Origin of the sequence: Streptomyces sp. NPDC092369 (assembly GCF_044755245.1) — a bacterium.
In the GTDB taxonomy this organism is placed as follows: domain Bacteria; phylum Actinomycetota; class Actinomycetes; order Streptomycetales; family Streptomycetaceae; genus Streptomyces.
The window spans coordinates 1,306,118-1,321,732 of record NZ_JBIVQP010000002.1; the positions used below are offsets into that span (position 1 = coordinate 1,306,118).

12 protein-coding genes are annotated in these 15,615 nt (G+C 70.2%); 6 read left to right on the plus strand and 6 right to left on the minus strand.

The genetic code is table 11. From position 1 onward, the window contains the following. Positions 1-915 carry a deoxyribose-phosphate aldolase gene (locus ACIQI8_RS15520; RefSeq protein WP_402349586.1) on the minus strand — a complete coding sequence of 305 codons (915 nt, stop codon included), beginning with the start codon at positions 913-915 and terminating at the stop codon, positions 1-3. 68 nt (positions 916-983) lie between these two features. Beyond that, positions 984-1,934 carry a 5-dehydro-2-deoxygluconokinase gene (iolC, locus tag ACIQI8_RS15525; RefSeq protein ID WP_402349589.1) on the minus strand — a complete coding sequence of 317 codons (951 nt, stop codon included), beginning with the start codon at positions 1,932-1,934 and terminating at the stop codon, positions 984-986. A 378-nt stretch (positions 1,935-2,312) separates the two neighbouring features. On the opposite strand from iolC, the gene ACIQI8_RS15530 reads away from it, so the two are divergent. Both ACIQI8_RS15530 and ACIQI8_RS15535 read left to right on the plus strand, forming a co-directional pair. Next, positions 2,313-2,513: a MerR family transcriptional regulator gene (locus tag ACIQI8_RS15530; RefSeq protein WP_124000110.1), complete on the plus strand. Its 201-nt coding sequence runs from the start codon at positions 2,313-2,315 to the stop codon at positions 2,511-2,513. 116 nt (positions 2,514-2,629) lie between these two features. Next, on the plus strand, positions 2,630-3,262 hold the full coding sequence (locus ACIQI8_RS15535; protein WP_402350477.1) for a GNAT family N-acetyltransferase: 633 nt from the start codon (positions 2,630-2,632) through the stop codon (positions 3,260-3,262). Here the strand turns inward: ACIQI8_RS15535 and ACIQI8_RS15540 are convergent. Both ACIQI8_RS15540 and ACIQI8_RS15545 read right to left on the minus strand, forming a co-directional pair. Further along, positions 3,234-4,286, minus strand: a complete 1,053-nt coding sequence (locus ACIQI8_RS15540) for a zinc-dependent alcohol dehydrogenase family protein (protein ID WP_402349592.1) — start codon at positions 4,284-4,286, stop codon at positions 3,234-3,236. The genes ACIQI8_RS15535 and ACIQI8_RS15540 overlap by 29 nt on opposite strands. Beyond that, positions 4,255-6,528, minus strand: a complete 2,274-nt coding sequence (locus ACIQI8_RS15545; protein WP_402349595.1) for an MMPL family transporter — start codon at positions 6,526-6,528, stop codon at positions 4,255-4,257. The genes ACIQI8_RS15540 and ACIQI8_RS15545 overlap by 32 nt, the downstream gene beginning before the upstream one ends. Before the next feature lie 134 nt (positions 6,529-6,662). Here ACIQI8_RS15545 and ACIQI8_RS15550 point away from each other — a divergent pair, with 134 nt between their 5' ends. The 4 genes from ACIQI8_RS15550 (at position 6,663) to ACIQI8_RS15565 (ending at position 11,183) form a co-directional block, all read left to right on the plus strand. After that, positions 6,663-7,328, plus strand: coding sequence for a TetR family transcriptional regulator (locus ACIQI8_RS15550; protein WP_402349598.1), 666 nt, complete (start codon positions 6,663-6,665; stop codon positions 7,326-7,328). 237 nt (positions 7,329-7,565) lie between these two features. Then, positions 7,566-8,519, plus strand: a complete 954-nt coding sequence (locus tag ACIQI8_RS15555; RefSeq protein ID WP_402349601.1) for a PrsW family intramembrane metalloprotease — start codon at positions 7,566-7,568, stop codon at positions 8,517-8,519. A gap of 72 nt (positions 8,520-8,591) precedes the next feature. Beyond that, positions 8,592-8,831 (plus strand): heavy-metal-associated domain-containing protein, encoded by a 240-nt coding sequence (locus tag ACIQI8_RS15560; protein ID WP_402349604.1) that lies wholly within the window; start codon positions 8,592-8,594, stop codon positions 8,829-8,831. A 96-nt stretch (positions 8,832-8,927) separates the two neighbouring features. Beyond that, on the plus strand, positions 8,928-11,183 hold the full coding sequence (locus ACIQI8_RS15565) for a heavy metal translocating P-type ATPase (protein ID WP_402349607.1): 2,256 nt from the start codon (positions 8,928-8,930) through the stop codon (positions 11,181-11,183). A 618-nt stretch (positions 11,184-11,801) separates the two neighbouring features. On the opposite strand, the gene ACIQI8_RS15570 is transcribed toward ACIQI8_RS15565, so the two are convergent. Together ACIQI8_RS15570 and ACIQI8_RS15575 are read right to left on the minus strand one after the other, a co-directional pair. Beyond that, positions 11,802-13,091 (minus strand): citrate synthase, encoded by a 1,290-nt coding sequence (locus ACIQI8_RS15570; protein WP_402349610.1) that lies wholly within the window; start codon positions 13,089-13,091, stop codon positions 11,802-11,804. Positions 13,092-13,270: 179 nt separating this feature from the next. Continuing rightward, a complete protein-coding gene (locus ACIQI8_RS15575; protein WP_402349614.1) occupies positions 13,271-15,553 on the minus strand; it encodes an ATP-dependent RecD-like DNA helicase in 2,283 nt (760 codons plus the stop codon). Positions 15,554-15,615 lie beyond the last annotated feature (62 nt).

Sequence of the window (15,615 nt, forward strand, 5' to 3'; positions counted from 1 at the left end):
TCACAGCAGTCCTACGGCGGTGTCCACGGCGGCGGCCACATCGCCGTCCGCCGGGTACAGCAGTGAGCGGCCCACCACCAGGCCCCGCACGGTGGGGAGTTGGAGGGCGCCGCGCCACTTCTCGTACGCCCCGTCCTGGTCGTCGCCGACCTCGCCGCCCAGCAGCACGGCGGGCAGGGTCGACGTCTCCATGACCTCGGCCATGTCGTCGGGGTTCTCGGTGACCGGGAGCTTGAGCCAGGTGTAGGCCGAAGTGCCGCCCAGGCCCGAGGAGATGGCGATGGACCTGATGACGGCCTCGGCGGAGAGGTCGTTCTTGAGCCTGCCCTCGTCCGTCCGGCGGCTGATGAACGGCTCGACGAACACCGGCAGGTGACGCGCGGCCATGTCGTCGATCGCGCGGGCGGTGGACTCCAGGGTGGTGAGCGAGCCCGGGTCGTCGTAGTCGATGCGCAGCAGCAGCTTGCCGGCGTCGAAGCCGAGCCGCTCGATGTCCTCGGCGCGGTGGCCGGTGAAGCGGTCGTCGAGTTCGAAGGCGGCGCCCTGCAGACCGCCGCGGTTCATCGAGCCCATGACGACCTTGTCGTCCAGGGCGCCGAGCAGCAGCAGGTCGTCGAGGATGTCGGCGGTGGCGAGGACGCCGTCGACGCCGGGGCGGGAGAGCGCGAGGCAGAGGCGTTCCAGCAGGTCGGCGCGGTTGGCCATGGCGAGCTTGCGGTCGCCGACGCCGAGCGCGCCGCGGGCCGGGTGGTCGGCGGCGACGATCATCAGGCGGCCGGAGTCGCCGAGCAGCGATCGGCGCACGCGTCGGGCGGCGGCCTCCGCGACGGACTCGGGGTGGTGGGCGCGCAGCCGGACGAGTTCGGCGACGTCGACATGCGGGGGCGTGGCGGCACGCGCCGGCCCCACGGTCATGCCGAGGCACCCCGTGCCCGCGGTTTCGTCGTCGAACGCGTCGTCGCGCCCGCGGACCCGGCCGGCCCTCACAGCACCGCTCCGGCCTTGAGGGCGGCGTCGATCTCGTCGGTGGTCGGCATCGCCGAGGAGCATTCCAGGCGGGAGGCGACGATCGCGCCGGCCGCGTTGGCGTGCCGCATGATCGTCTCCAGGTCCCAGCCCTCCAGCAGGCCGTGGCAGAGGGTGCCGCCGAACGCGTCACCGGCGCCGAGTCCGTTCAGGACGGTCACCGGGAGGGGCGGCACCTCGGCCGACTCACCCTTGCTGTTGACGGCGAGGACGCCCTTGGGCCCTTGCTTGACGACCGCCAGTTCGACGCCGGCGTCCAGCAACGCCTGGGCGGCCGCCCGCGGTTCACGCACTCCGGTGGCGACCTCCACCTCGTCGAGGTTGCCGACCGCGACGGTGGTGTGGCGCAGGGCGTCCTCGTAGAAGGGGCGGGCGGAGTCCGGGTCCTTCCAGAACATGGGGCGCCAGTCCAGGTCGAAGACCGTTGTACCCGCCTTGGCCCGGTGGGCGAGCGCCGCCAGCGTCGCCGTACGGCTCGGCTCCTCGCTCAGGCCGGTGCCGGTGACCCAGAAGACGCGGGCGTCACGGATGGCGTCGAGGTCGAGGTCGTGGGCGTCGATCTCCAGGTCGGGCGCCTTGGGCTGCCGGTAGAAGTACAGCGGGAAGTCGTCCGGCGGGAAGACCTCGCAGAAGGTGACCGGGGTGGGCAGGCCGGGCACCGGGGTCACCCAGCGGTCATCGACGCCGAAGCCCTGGAGGGCCTCGTGCAGGTAGACGCCGAAGGGGTCGTCGCCGGTACGGGTGATCACCGCGGTCCGCCGGCCGAGCCGGGCCGCGGCGACCGCGACGTTCGTCGCCGAACCGCCGAGGAACTTGCCGAAGGTGGTCACCTGTGGGAGCGGAACGCCGGTCTGCAGCGGATACAGATCGACACCGATCCGTCCCATGGTGATCAGGTCGTACGCCATCGGCTTCCCTTCGTCACGGCTCTCCTCCGGCTTTGTAGCCCCGGAGCCGGAGCCCTGTCAATGTTTTGTCCGGACATTCGGACGAGTCATGGACGGCGCTTGCCATTCGGCCGGAAATGGACGCGTCGACAGCCGTGTCAATGCGCCGCGCCCGTGAGCCCGCGTGCGCCTTTGCTGCACTCGTGTCACAAACGCCCCCTCCGTGTCACACATGTCGCGTGTACGCGGGTTCTGCGTCACACCCCGCGCACAGGCACTGCCCAGTCATCACTCTGCGTCGTTGAGCGGGCACAGGCTTTGTGATCGCCAGCGCAGCGCCCGGCTCCCCCGACGGCCGTTCCCGGCCGCCCCCGCGGCGCACGCAGGGAGGTGCGTTTCATGACCGACCGACGGCTGTGGTCGTACAAGGAGATCGCCGCACACATCAAGGTGCAGCCGGACACCGTGCGGTCCTACCGCAAGCACGGTCTGCTGCCCCCGCCCGACCATGTCGAGGGCGGCAAGCCCTATTGGTACGCCGACACGGTCCGCACCTGGGTCGCCTCCCGGCCCGGCAACCGCGGCCGCAGAGAGGACTGAGCCGGAGGAGAGGCGGGAGAACACTCGGAAGGGTCACAGAAAAAAGGAGCTGTGCCTCACCTGGCAGGTGGGGCACAGTCGTCCCCGTGAACGACTCCTCCGCCAGCGGCTCCGCCATGACCGACTTCGCCGTCAAACCCGTGCTGACCGGCGACAGGACCGTGCTGCGGCCCTTCACCGCGGCCGACGCGGACGGCATCTGGGAGATCGTCCAGGATCCCGAGGTCGTCCGGTTCACCTTCGAGCCCTCCACCGAACTCACCCCCGAACGCCTGCGCCCCTGGTACGGCTCCCGGGCCGACGCCCCCGACCGGCTGGATCTCGCCGTCACCGACCCCGCCACCGGCGAACTCCTCGGCGAGGTCGTCCTGTACGAGTGGGATCCGGCGGCGCGCAGCTGTACGTTCCGCACACTCATCGGACCCCGGGGACGCGGCCGGGGCATCGGCACCGAGGCCACCCGCCTCATCGTCGGCCACGGCTTCGAACAACTGGGCCTGCATCGGATCGAGTTGGAGGTCTACGGCAACAACCACCGGGCCCTGCGCGTCTACGAGAAGGCCGGCTTCGTCGTCGAGGGTGTCCGCCGGGAGGCCTCGCTGCGGGACGGCGAGTGGGTCGACGCGATCCTCATGGGCCTCCTCGACCGGGAGTGGGCCGCGCTCAACGGGCCCGACAGCGGCCCCGGCAGTGGCCCGGACGACGAATCCGGCAACGGTCTCAACGCCCCCGGTTCCCCGGCTCGATGACCGTGACGCCCGCTCCCGGCGCCGTCCCCATCGCGGCCAGCGCGTCCGGAGTGGCGTCCAGCGTGATCGTCGACGTCACCAGCAGGTCGGGACGCAGCGCCCCGGCGCGGACCAGCTCCAGCATCGGCGGGTAGGTGTGCGCGGCCATGCCGTGGCTGCCGAGGAGTTCGAGCTCCAGGGCGATCGCGCGGGCCATGGGGACGGGGGTCGTGCCGTCGGCCGACGGGAGCAGGCCGACCTGGATGTGCCGGCCACGGCGACGCAGGCCGTTCACCGAGGCGGCGCAGGTGACCGGTGAGCCCAGGGCGTCGAGGGACAGGTGGGCTCCCCCGCCGGTCAGTTCACGGATCGCGGCGGCCGGATCGGCGGTGCGCCCCGCGTCCACGCACTGTGCCGCGCCGAACTTCCGCGCCAGGTCCAACGCCCCCGGCGACACATCGACGGCCACGACCCGTGCCCCCGCGGCCGCCGCGATCATCACCGCGGAGAGGCCCACGCCCCCGCACCCGTGCACGGCGACCCACTCCCCCGCCGCGACCCTGCCCTGCTGCACCACCGCCCGGAACGCCGTGGCGAACCGGCAGCCGAGCGCTGCCGCGGTGGCGAACGACAGCTCGTCGGGTACGGCGACCAGGTTCACGTCGGCGTGGTCCAGCGCGACGTACTCGGCGAACGAGCCCCAGTGCGTGAAGCCGGGTTGGGTCTGCCGCTCGCAGACCTGCTGGTCGCCGGCCGTGCATGCCGCGCAGGTTCCGCAGGCGCATACGAAGGGGACGGTGACCCGGTCGCCTGGGTGCCAGTCCCGCACCCCGGCGCCGGTCTCCTCGATCACGCCGGCCAGTTCGTGCCCCGGTACGTGGGGCAGGGTGATGTCCGGGTCGTGGCCCTGCCAGCCGTGCCAGTCGCTTCGGCAGAGGCCTGTCGCTGCGACCCGTACGACGACTCCGTGAGCGGCCGGTCGAGGGTCGGGGAGCTCACGTGTCTCCGCGGGCTCACCGAAGTGCTCGAATACCACCGCTCTCATGTGGGCTCCTGTCGCCGTCGGGGTCTGCGGGCTCGTCGTGGCCGGTCGCGCCGCCACGCCGCTGACCCTCACCTTCGCTCAGACCGAACCGTTCGTGGAAGCGCCGCAACGGGCCTGGTGCCCACCAGGTCGCCTTCCCCGTCAGTCTCATCACCGCCGGCACCAGCAGGCTGCGCACGATCATCGCGTCCATCAGGACGGCGAGGGCGATCCCCAGGCCCAGCATCTTGGTGTTGGTCACCCGGGAGGTGCCGATGGCGACCATGACGACCGCCAGGATGACCGCCGCCGCTGTGATCAGACCGCCCGTGCGCTGGAGTCCGTGCCGTACCGCCTCGTTGTGGTCGCCCGTTCTGTCGTACTCCTCCTTGATGCGGGAGAGCAGGAAGACGCCGTAGTCCATGGAGAGTCCGAAGGCCACGCAGAACATCAGGACCGGCAGGGTCGTCTCGATGGAGCCGGGGCTGGTGAAGCCGAGCAGGCCGGAGAGGTGGCCGTCCTGGAAGACCCAGACCACCGCGCCGAACATGGCCGACAGACTGAGCGCGTTGAGCACCACCGCCTGGATCGGTATCAGCACGCTGCCGGTGAGCAGGAAGACCAGGAACAGGGTGACGACCGCGATGAAGCCGGCCGCCCAGGGCAGGCGTTCCCCTATCGCGTGCTTGGAGTCGACCAGGACGGCCGCGGTTCCGGTCACCTTGGTGTCGAAGGGGGCGTCCGTGGCGCGCAGGTCGCCGACCAGGCGCTGGGCGTCGTCGCCGACGGCCTCGCCCTTCGGTGTCACCGTGAAGTACGCCGAGTCGCCCTTCACCAGCGGGCCGTCGACCCGGACGACCTCGGGCAGCGCGGCCACCCGGTCCTTGTACGCGCTGTACTGCGCCGGGGTCGCCTTTCCCTCGGCGAGGACTTCGAGGCCGCCGCCCGGGCTGCCCGGGAAGCCGTCCCGGATGTGCTGCTGCACCACGTGCGACTCGGACGACGAGGGCAGCTGGCGGTCGTCCGCCGTGCCGAACTTGACGCCCAGGAACGGCAGTCCGAGCAGGACCAGCACGGCCGTCGTGGCCAGGGCGAAGAAGGGGGCCCGGCGCATGACGAGGGTCGCCAGACGGGCCCAGGCGGCCCTGCCCGTCTCGCCGGCAGCAGGCTCCTGTCGGCGTCGGCGGAACAGCCGGCGCAGATCCAGGGCGTCGACCCGGTGGCCGAGCAGGATCAGGGCCGCCGGGAGCAGGAACAGGGCGGCTGCCGCGGCCAGCAGGACCACCGCGATACCGGCGTAGGCGAAGGAGCGCAGGAAGTACTGCGGGAAGACCAGCATCGCCGCCAGGGAGACCGCGACCGTGAGGGCCGAGAAGAGGACGGTCCGGCCGGCCGTGCGCAGGGTGGTGCCGACGGCTTCCAACGGCTCGGCGCCGCCGGACAGTTCCTCCCGGAAGCGGCGGACGATGAAGAGTGCGTAGTCGACGGCCAGGCCCAGGCCCAGGGCCGTGGTGAGGTTGATCGCGAAGACGGACACGTCGGTGAGCTCGGTGAGTCCGCGCAGCACCGCGTTCGTACCGAGGATCGCGACGATGCCGATGCCGAGCGGGAGCAGCGCGGCGACGGCGCTGCCGAAGACCATCACCAGCAGGACGAGCGTCACCGGCAGGGCGATCAGCTCGGCGCGGGTCAGGTCCTCCTTGATGATCGTCTGCATGTCGTGGCGGACCGCGACGATGCCGCCGACCTTCACCTCCACCGGGCCGTGCGTCCCCCGGAAGTGGGGCGCTATGCGGTCGAGGGTGTCGCTCATCGTGGTCTCGTCGCCGGTGATGCGGGCGGCGATCAGCGCCTCGTGGCCGTCCTTCGCGCGCAGGGACGGTGCCGTCGCGGCGTCGGCCTGCCAGTAGGAGCCGACGCCCGTCACGCCCCGCTCGGCGGCCAGGTCGGCGGTGAGGCGGCGGGCCTCGGCGGCGACCGCGGAGTCGTCGACGGAGGCTCTGCCCGAGTCCAGCAGAAGCAGGAGGTTGGGCTGGGAGCCCGGGAACTCGCGCTCCAGGGCCTTGGTCGCGTACGTGGACTGGGCGTCCGGGTCCTCCCAGCCACCGCTGCCCAGGCGGTCGGCGACCCCGCTGCCCGCCACGACGGCGAGGGCGGTGATCACCAGGGCCACCAGCAGCGACAGCCGTGGCCTGGCGGTAACGAAGCGGGTCCAGCCACCGAGCCTCGACGGGTCGTTCGGCGGCTTGTTGACTTCGGTCATCGTGCGGTGTCCCCTTCACCTGGAAAACCCGTGGAAGCCATAGACTGGCAAACACGAGAGATCGCTCGCGTTTCTCCAGAATGCGAGCGACCGCTCGTGTTTGTCAATGGCGTTCGGAGACTTGGGGACAACGCATGCCCGACACCTCGCCGACCGACCAGCCGCGCCGCCGCCAGGCCCGCGGTGAGCGCCGTATCGCCCAGCTCCTCGAAGCCGCCAGCACCGTCTTCTCCACCACCGGCTACACGGCCGCCAGCACCAACGCCATCGCCCGCGAGGCCGGCGTCTCCCCGGGCACGCTCTACCAGTTCTTCCCGAACAAGGAAGCGATCGCGATCGAGCTGAGCCGGCGGCTCATGCACGAGATGCGGGAGATGTACGGCGAGGCGCTCGCCCCGGTCGATCCCGAGGACACGCTGGAGGAGATCGTGGGCGGCGCCGTCGACCGGTTCATCGCCTTCAACTGCGATCACCCCGTGTTCTTCTCGCTCCTGCACGGCCCGGACGTCCCGGGCACGCTGGACGCGGAGCACGAAGCGCTGCACGCCGCGCTGCTGGGCCGGGTGGAGGCCCTGATCGCGAGCCTCCTGCCCGAGGCATCCACCGGCGACATCACCCGCACCGCACAGGTCTGCCTCGGCACGTACAAGGCGGGTCTCGAACTGGTCCTCTCGCACACGGGCGCCGAGCGGGACGCCTACATCCAGGAGATCAAGAACGTGCTGACCCGCTACCTGGAACCCCTGGTCGGTGACCGTCTGGGCCGACCCTCGGACAGGACGGCGACGGCCCGCTCGTAGCCCGCCCAGCCCAGCGCGTCCGGACCGGACGCGACGACCCGCGGGATCTCCCGGAGAGGGCGAGCGGGACCGGCAGCCCCGGCCGATCCCCTGCGCCTGCGGCGGCGCGGACACCTCGCCGGACATGTCCAGGGGCGGTTTCCCGGACTGCGGCCCAGCGCGCGGCTACCTAAAGTGCGGACAAAACGCCCGTACGCCGCCGACCTGTGCCCGAGCCATCGCCAGAGGGGACCCGCCGTGACCCACTCGACGCCGCCGCCCGACGCCTCCCGGGCCCGCATCCCCGGACCGCAGCAGCCACCGCCGACGTACCCGCAGATCCGGACCGGACTGTGGAAGCGGTGCCTGGGCGGCGGGCTCGCGCTGTGGGTGCTGACCGCGCTGGTCACGTACGCGACGCGGAACACGACGCTGCTGCCGACCCTGATCCTGCTCGGCAGCTTCCTGGTGCCGGTGACCTTCGTGCTGTGGGCGTACGAGCGGCACGGCCGCGACCTGGGCGTCAGCGTGATCCTCGGCTGTTTCCTGACCGGTGGCACGCTCGGCGTGCTGGGCGCCTCGGTGATGGAGTACTACCTGCTGCACCCCTCCTTCTGGATGTTCGTCGGCGTCGGGCTCATCGAGGAGGCGGTGAAGCTGGGCGCGCTGATGTTCGTGCTGCGCCGACAGGTCCGGATCCGCGGAATGCGGTCGGGGCTCGTGCTCGGCGCGACCGTCGGCTTCGGCTTCGCGGCCCTGGAGAGCGCCGGGTACGCCTTCAACGCGGCCGTCTCCGCGCGGGGCATCGATCTGCGCGCCCTGCTGGAGACCGAGATCCTGCGCGGGGTGCTCGCGCCCTTCGGGCACGGTCTGTGGACGGCGATCGCGGGCGCTGTCCTGCTCTCCTACCGTCGCCCGAACGGGCGCTTCCAGTTCATCGCCCCGGTGTTCGGCGCGTACCTCGGCGTCTCCCTCTTGCACGCCCTGTGGGACTCGACGCACGGCATCGCGATCTGGCTGGTGGCCCGGCTGGCGGGCACCGGAGTGGACCGGCAGCTCTTCGCCCAGGGGTACATTCCGCGGCCGACCGAGCAGCAGGAGCACCTTTTCACGGTGTTCTCGGTGGGTGGGATGGTACTGGTGGCGCTTCTCGGCATCTCCTGGGCGCGGTCGCTGGCCCGCCGCGATCCCTCTTGGAGAAATACCCCCTAGGGGTATAGTGTGAGGATCGATGGGGCCCTCGTGGGCCTCCTCGACCCCACACGCCTCGATGAGGAGAACGACATGACCGCCCACACCGACACCCCGGGAACCGTCACCACCGTCTACAAGGTGACCGGGATGAGCTGCGGACACTGCGAGGGCTCCGTCTCCGGCGAGATCTCCGAACTCCCCGGTGTCACCTCGGTGAAGGCCGTCGCCTCGACCGGTGAGGTCACCGTCGTCTCCGACAGCCCCCTCGACGAGGCCGCGGTGCGCGCCGCGGTCGACGAGGCCGGCTTCGAGCTCGCCGGCCAGATCTGAGCCGGCTTCGGCACCACAGTTCTGCTCTCCGACCGGGCCGTGCCGACCAGCTGATACTGGCTCCGCACGGCCTGGTCCGATGTCTGGAGTCCGGACATGACCAGTACCACCGCAGAGACACCCATAGCGGCAGCGGCCCCCGAAGCCGCCGAGGTCGAGCTGCTCATCGGCGGGATGACCTGCGCCTCCTGCGCGGCCCGCGTCGAGAAGAAGCTCAACCGCATGGACGGCGTGACCGCCACGGTCAACTACGCGACGGAGAAGGCGAAGGTCAGCTACCCGGCGGGAATCCAGGTCGCCGACCTGATCGCGACCGTGGTGAGGACCGGGTACACCGCCGAGGAACCGGCTCCGCCGGTGACCTCGACACCGGAGGAGACGGCCGCCGAGGATCCCGAACTCGCCGCCTACCGTGAGCGGTTCACCGTCTCCGCCCTGCTCGCGGTCCCCGTGATCCTGCTGTCGATGATCCCGGCGCTGCAGTTCGACAACTGGCAGTGGCTCGCGTTCACCCTCGCCGCGCCCGTGGTCGTCTGGGGCGGACTGCCGTTCCACAAGGCCGCGTTCATCAACGCGCGGCACGGCGCCGCCACCATGGACACCCTCGTCTCGGTCGGCACGCTGGCCGCGTTCGGCTGGTCGGTGTGGGCGCTGTTCTGGGGCGACGCGGGCATGACCGGCATGCACGACGAGTTCCGCCTCACCGTCTCGCGCATGGACGGCGCGTCCACGATCTACCTCGAAGTGGCCGCCGGAGTGGTCGCGTTCATCCTGCTGGGCCGCTATCTGGAGGCCCGCTCCAAGCGGCACGCGGGCGCGGCCCTGAGGGCACTGATGGAGCTGGGGGCGAAGGACGTGTCCGTGCTGCGCGGTGGGCGCGAGGTACGGATCCCGGTCGCCCAACTGGCCGTCGCCGACCGCTTCGTCGTCCGCCCCGGTGAGAAGATCGCCACCGACGGCACCGTCGTGGAGGGCGTGTCCGCCGTGGACGCGGCCATGCTGACCGGCGAGTCGGTGCCGGTGGACGTGCGGGCCGGCTCGGCCGTCACCGGCGCGACCGTGAACGCCGGCGGGCGGCTGGTCGTCGAGGCCACCCGGGTCGGCTCCGACACCCAACTGGCCCGGATGGCCAAGCTGGTGGAGGACGCGCAGAACGGCAAGGCGGAGGTGCAGCGCCTGGCCGACCGCGTCTCGGCGGTGTTCGTGCCCGCCGTCATCCTCATCGCGCTCGGCACCTTCGGGGTGTGGCTCGGCGTCACCGGCGACACGGTGGCCGCGTTCACCGCGGCCGTGGCGGTGCTGATCATCGCCTGCCCGTGCGCGCTGGGCCTGGCCACACCGACCGCGCTGCTGGTCGGCACGGGGCGCGGCGCGCAGCTCGGCATCCTCATCAAGGGCCCGGAGGTCCTGGAGTCCACCCGCCGCGTCGACACCGTCGTCCTCGACAAGACCGGAACGGTGACCACCGGCCGCATGACCCTTCAGGAGGTCCACGTCGCCGACGGCACCGACGAGAGCGAGTTGCTGCGGCTCGCGGGCGCCGTGGAGCACGCCTCCGAGCACCCGGTCGCCCGGGCGATCGCCGTGGGTGCCGCGGAGAGGGCCGGAGAGCTGCCGGAGGTCGAGGAGTTCGCGAACGTGCCCGGTCGGGGCGTACGCGGGCGGGTGGCGGGCCGCGCGGTGGCCGTGGGCCGGCTCGCCGAGTACACCGCGGCTCTGCCGCCGGAGCTGGCCCGCGCCAAGGACGCGGCCGAGCGGGACGGCCGTACGGCCGTGGTGGTCGGCTGGAACGGGGTGGCACGCGGTGTCCTCGCCGTCGCCGACGCGGTCAAGGAGACCAGCGCCCAGGCGGTGTCCGACCTGCGCGCGCTGGGGCTCACGCCGGTGCTGCTGACCGGGGACAACCAGGCGGTCGCCGAGGCGGTGGCGCGGGAGGTCGGCATCGAGCAGGTGATCGCCGAGGTGCTGCCCGAGGACAAGGTCGACGCGGTACGGCGGCTGCAGGCCGAGGGCAGGACCGTGGCCATGGTCGGTGACGGAGTCAACGATGCGGCGGCGCTGGCGACCGCGGATCTGGGCCTGGCCATGGGCACGGGCACGGACGCGGCGATCGAGGCGAGCGATCTGACGCTGGTACGAGGTGACCTCCGGGTGGCCGCGGACGCGATCCGGCTGTCCAGGAGGACGCTGTCCACCATCAAGGGCAATCTGGTGTGGGCCTTCGGCTACAACGTGGCCGCGCTGCCGCTCGCCGCGGCCGGTCTGCTGAATCCAATGATCGCGGGGGCCGCTATGGCCTTTTCGTCCGTATTCGTGGTGACCAATAGCCTCCGGCTGCGGACATTCCGCTGAACTGCGGGAAGGTTACCGGCGGTTAGGGGGATTCGAAGTAAGAGTCCCCCTAGAGTCGAGGGCCAGCCTCACATAAGCTCTTCACAAGGCTCGCGCATCATCCTTACGCTTGAGCCCCGGTCGCGGTATCGGGGCTCTTGCGTATCTAACGGACATTTGCAAGAGACGCAGATCACAGTGATGTGAACGTAACCATCGAAGGGGTTCGAAGGTCTAAGTTGACGATGTCAGACAGCGTCTTGGGGGGCGTTGACTGGCATCTGAGGATGTCTTGGGGGACTTCCTCAGAGATGCGTTGCCGGGGCACGTACACCGGGAAGCTTTGAGCGGCCCTCCCGAGCGTGCGCTGTCCCGGCAGATCGCACACCCAGTAGTACGACGAGTTCTGCTCGTTCTGCTCAAGCAGTACGCGTTTTGCTCAGGCAGTAGCAGCGATTCAGGCGCTGTTCTTCACAGACGCCCGGCCGGATCCCGTGGGGGGAATCCGCACCGGGACATGGGAAGGCGCCCTGTACGCCGGCCCGTGGGGGGACCGTCGGCAGGGCGCCTTCCGCTTTTGCGTGTCTCTTCATGCCGATGAGGGGGTGCCGTTCCTCGGCACCCCCTCATCGGCATGTGTCAGCGCTGTTCGACCGGGACGAAGTCCCGCTCCACGACGCCCGTGTAGATCTGGCGCGGGCGGCCGATGCGGGAGCCCGGCTCCTTGATCATCTCGTGCCACTGGGCGATCCAGCCCGGCAGCCGGCCGAGAGCGAACAGGACCGTGAACATCTCGGTCGGGAAGCCCATGGCCCGGTAGATCAGACCGGTGTAGAAGTCGACGTTCGGGTAGAGGCTGCGCGAGACGAAGTAGTCGTCGGAGAGCGCGTGCTCCTCCAGCTTGAGCGCGATGTCCAGCAGCTCGTCGGACTTGCCGAGGGCCGAGAGGACGTCGTGCGCGGCGGCCTTGATGATCTTGGCGCGCGGGTCGAAGTTCTTGTAGACCCGGTGGCCGAAGCCCATCAGACGGACGCCGTCCTCCTTGTTCTTCACCTTGCGGATGAAGGAGTCGACGTCGCCGCCGGAGGCCTGGATGCCCTCCAGCATCTCCAGCACGGACTGGTTGGCGCCGCCGTGCAGCGGGCCCCACAGCGCGTTGATACCGGCCGAGATGGAGGCGAACATGTTGGCCTGCGAGGAGCCGACCAGACGGACCGTGGAGGTCGAACAGTTCTGCTCGTGGTCCGCGTGCAGGATCAGCAGCTTGTCGAGGGCGGCGACGACGACCGGGTCGAGGTCGTACTCCTGCGCCGGCACCGAGAACGTCATGCGCAGGAAGTTCTCGACGTAGCCGAGGTCGTTGCGCGGGTAGACGAACGGGTGGCCGATCGACTTCTTGTACGCGTAGGCCGCGATCGTCGGAAGCTTGGCGAGCAGGCGGATCGTCGAGAGGTTGCGCTGCTTCTCGTCGAAGGGGTTGTGGCTGTCCTGGTAGAAGGTGGACAGCGCGGAGACGACCGACGACAGCATGGCCATCGGGTGGGCGTCGCGCGGGAAGCCCTTGTAGAAGTTCTTGACGTCCTCGTGCAGCAGGGTGTGCTGCGTGATCTCGTTCTTGAACGAGGAGAGCTCGTCGACCGTCGGCAGCTCGCCGTTGATCAGCAGGTAGGCGACCTCCACGAAGGTGGAACGCTCGGCCAGCTGCTCGATCGGGTAGCCGCGGTACCGGAGGATGCCCGCCTCGCCGTCGAGGTAGGTGATGGCGGATTTATAGGCGGCGGTGTTCCCGTAACCGCTGTCCAGCGTCACCAGACCGGTCTGGGCGCGGAGCTTCCCGATGTCGAAGCCCTTGTCGCCGACGGTGCTGTTGATCACCGGGTAGGTGTACTCGCCGTCGCCGTACCGCAGTACTACAGAGTTGTCGCTCACGTCTTCCCTCACCGACGTAGTGCCTCATCTTCGAGGTTGCCCTGACTGTCTCTACCATCCCCCAATTGGCTCAGGAGAGTGCACTCGGGGTCGACCATCGGGCCTATCGGCGGCACTGAGTGCCGCCAACTTTCTCATCCTGCCCGCTTCATCCCCGGACCGGAAGTGCTCTGTGACCTTCATGACTCATTTGATCGATCATTTTTTGAAATGAGCCGGAAATCGAGTGCCGTGCAGCGCCGCCCCGCCGACACCGTGCGTACCGCCTGGCCGATCGCCTTGCGCGAACCGACCAGCACCACCAGCTTCTTGGCCCGGGTGACCGCCGTGTAGAGCAGGTTCCGCTGGAGCATCATCCACGCGCCCGTGGTGACCGGGATGACCACGGCCGGATACTCGCTGCCCTGCGAGCGGTGGATGGTCACCGCGTACGCGTGTGCCAGTTCGTCCAGCTCGTCGAACTCGTACGGGACCTCCTCGTCCTCGTCCGTCAGCACCGTGAGGCGCTGGTCGACCGGGTCGAGGGAGGTGACAACGCCGACCGTGCCGTTGAAGACGCCGTTCTTGCCCTTCTCGTAATTGTTGCGGATCTGGGTGACCTTGTCGCCGACGCGAAAGACCCGGCCGCCGAACCGCTTCTCCGCCAGGTCGGGGCGGCCGGGGGTGATCGCCTGCTGGAGCAGGCCGTTGAGGTTGCCCGCCCCTGCCGGTCCCCGGTGCATCGGCGCGAGCACCTGGACGTCCCGGCGCGGGTCGAGCCCGAACTTGGCCGGAATGCGACGGGCCGCCACGTCCACGGTGAGCCGGCCGGCCTCTTCGGTGTCGTCCTCGACGAAGAGGAAGAAGTCCTTCATGCCGTCGGTGACCGGGTGCTGTCCGGCGTTGATCCGGTGCGCGTTCGTCACCACGCCCGACTGCTGGGCCTGGCGGAACACGCGCGTGAGGCGCACGGCGGGGATCGGGCCGCCGTCGGCGAGCAGATCGCGCAGCACCTCCCCCGCCCCGACGCTGGGCAACTGGTCGACATCGCCGACGAAGAGCAGATGGGCGCCCGGCGGGACCGCCTTGACCAGCTTGTTGGCGAGCAGCAGGTCCAGCATGGAGGCCTCGTCGACCACCACCAGGTCGGCGTCCAGCGGCCGGTCCCGGTCGTAGGCAGCGTCACCGCCGGGCTTCAGCTCAAGCAGCCGGTGCACGGTCGACGCCTCGGCGCCGGTCAGCTCGGCCAGACGCTTGGCGGCACGGCCGGTCGGGGCGGCGAGGACGACCTTGGCCCGCCTGGCCCGGGCCAGTTCCACGATCGAGCGCACGGTGAAGGACTTGCCGCAGCCCGGACCGCCGGTCAGCACGGCGACCTTCTCGGTCAGCGCCAGCTTGACGGCGGCCTCCTGCTCGGGCGCGAGATCCGTGCCCGTGCGCCCCTTCAGCCAGGTCAGCGCCTTGTCCCAGGCCACGTCCCGGAAGGCGGGCATCCGGTCCTGGTCGGTGCGCAGGAGGCGCAACAGCTGGGCGGAGAGGGAGAGTTCGGCGCGGTGGAAGGGCACGAGGTAGACGGCGGTGACGGGCTCCGAGTCGCCGTCCGGTCCGGGGACCTTCTCCCGTACGACACCGGGTTCCTCGCCGTCCTCCTGGGGGGCCGCCAGCTCGGCGAGGCATTCGATGACCAGTCCCGTGTCGACCTGGAGCAGCTTCACCGCGTCGGCGATCAGGCGCTCCTCGGGGAGGTAGCAGTTGCCCTGGTCGGTCGCCTGGGACAGCGCGTACTGCAGGCCCGCCTTGACGCGCTCCGGGGAGTCGTGCGGGATGCCGACGGACTGGGCGATCTTGTCGGCGGTGAGGAAGCCGATGCCCCAGACGTCGGAGGCGAGCCGGTAGGGCTGGTTCTTCACGACGGAGATCGAGGCGTCGCCGTACTTCTTGTAGATGCGCACGGCGATGGACGTGGACACCTCGACGGTCTGCAGGAAGAGCATGACCTCCTTGATCGCCTTCTGCTCCTCCCAGGCGTCGGCGATCTTCTTGGTGCGCTTGGGGCCGAGGCCGGGCACCTCGATGAGCCGCTTGGGCTCCTCCTCGATGATCGTCAGGGTGTCGAGGCCGAAATGCTGTGTGATGCGGTCGGCGAAGACGGGTCCGATGCCCTTGACCAGGCCGGAGCCGAGGTAGCGCCGGATGCCCTGCACCGTGGCCGGCAGCAGCGTCGTGTAGTTCTCGACGGTGAACTGCTTGCCGTACTGCGGGTGGGAGCCCCAACGCCCCTCCATCCGCAGGGACTCGCCGACCTGCGCGCCGAGCAGCGCGCCGACGACGGTGAGCAGATCGCCGGCGCCGCGGCCGGTGTCGACACGGGCGACCGTGTATCCGGTGTCCTCGTTGGCGTACGTGATCCGCTCCAGGACGCCTTCGAGCGTGGCGAGTCGGCGCTCGCCCGCCTGTGGCGGGGTTCCCTGGGTGTTGGGCATGATCCGACGGTACCGGCGGCGACTGACAATCGGGATGCGGTCCGAAAGGCGCATCCCTAGGC

Excerpts from the sequence above, each read along its gene's own strand:
- ACIQI8_RS15520 (WP_402349586.1), bottom strand. The coding sequence starts at position 915 with ATGACCGTGGGGCCGGCGCGTGCCGCCACGCCCCCGCATGTCGACGTC.
- iolC (WP_402349589.1), bottom strand. The coding sequence starts at position 1,934 with ATGGCGTACGACCTGATCACCATGGGACGGATCGGTGTCGATCTGTAT.
- ACIQI8_RS15530 (WP_124000110.1), top strand. The coding sequence starts at position 2,313 with ATGACCGACCGACGGCTGTGGTCGTACAAGGAGATCGCCGCACACATC.
- ACIQI8_RS15535 (WP_402350477.1), top strand. The coding sequence starts at position 2,630 with ATGACCGACTTCGCCGTCAAACCCGTGCTGACCGGCGACAGGACCGTG.
- ACIQI8_RS15540 (WP_402349592.1), bottom strand. The coding sequence starts at position 4,286 with ATGAGAGCGGTGGTATTCGAGCACTTCGGTGAGCCCGCGGAGACACGT.
- ACIQI8_RS15545 (WP_402349595.1), bottom strand. The coding sequence starts at position 6,528 with ATGACCGAAGTCAACAAGCCGCCGAACGACCCGTCGAGGCTCGGTGGC.
- ACIQI8_RS15550 (WP_402349598.1), top strand. The coding sequence starts at position 6,663 with ATGCCCGACACCTCGCCGACCGACCAGCCGCGCCGCCGCCAGGCCCGC.
- ACIQI8_RS15560 (WP_402349604.1), top strand. The coding sequence starts at position 8,592 with ATGACCGCCCACACCGACACCCCGGGAACCGTCACCACCGTCTACAAG.
- ACIQI8_RS15565 (WP_402349607.1), top strand. The coding sequence starts at position 8,928 with ATGACCAGTACCACCGCAGAGACACCCATAGCGGCAGCGGCCCCCGAA.
- ACIQI8_RS15575 (WP_402349614.1), bottom strand. The coding sequence starts at position 15,553 with ATGCCCAACACCCAGGGAACCCCGCCACAGGCGGGCGAGCGCCGACTC.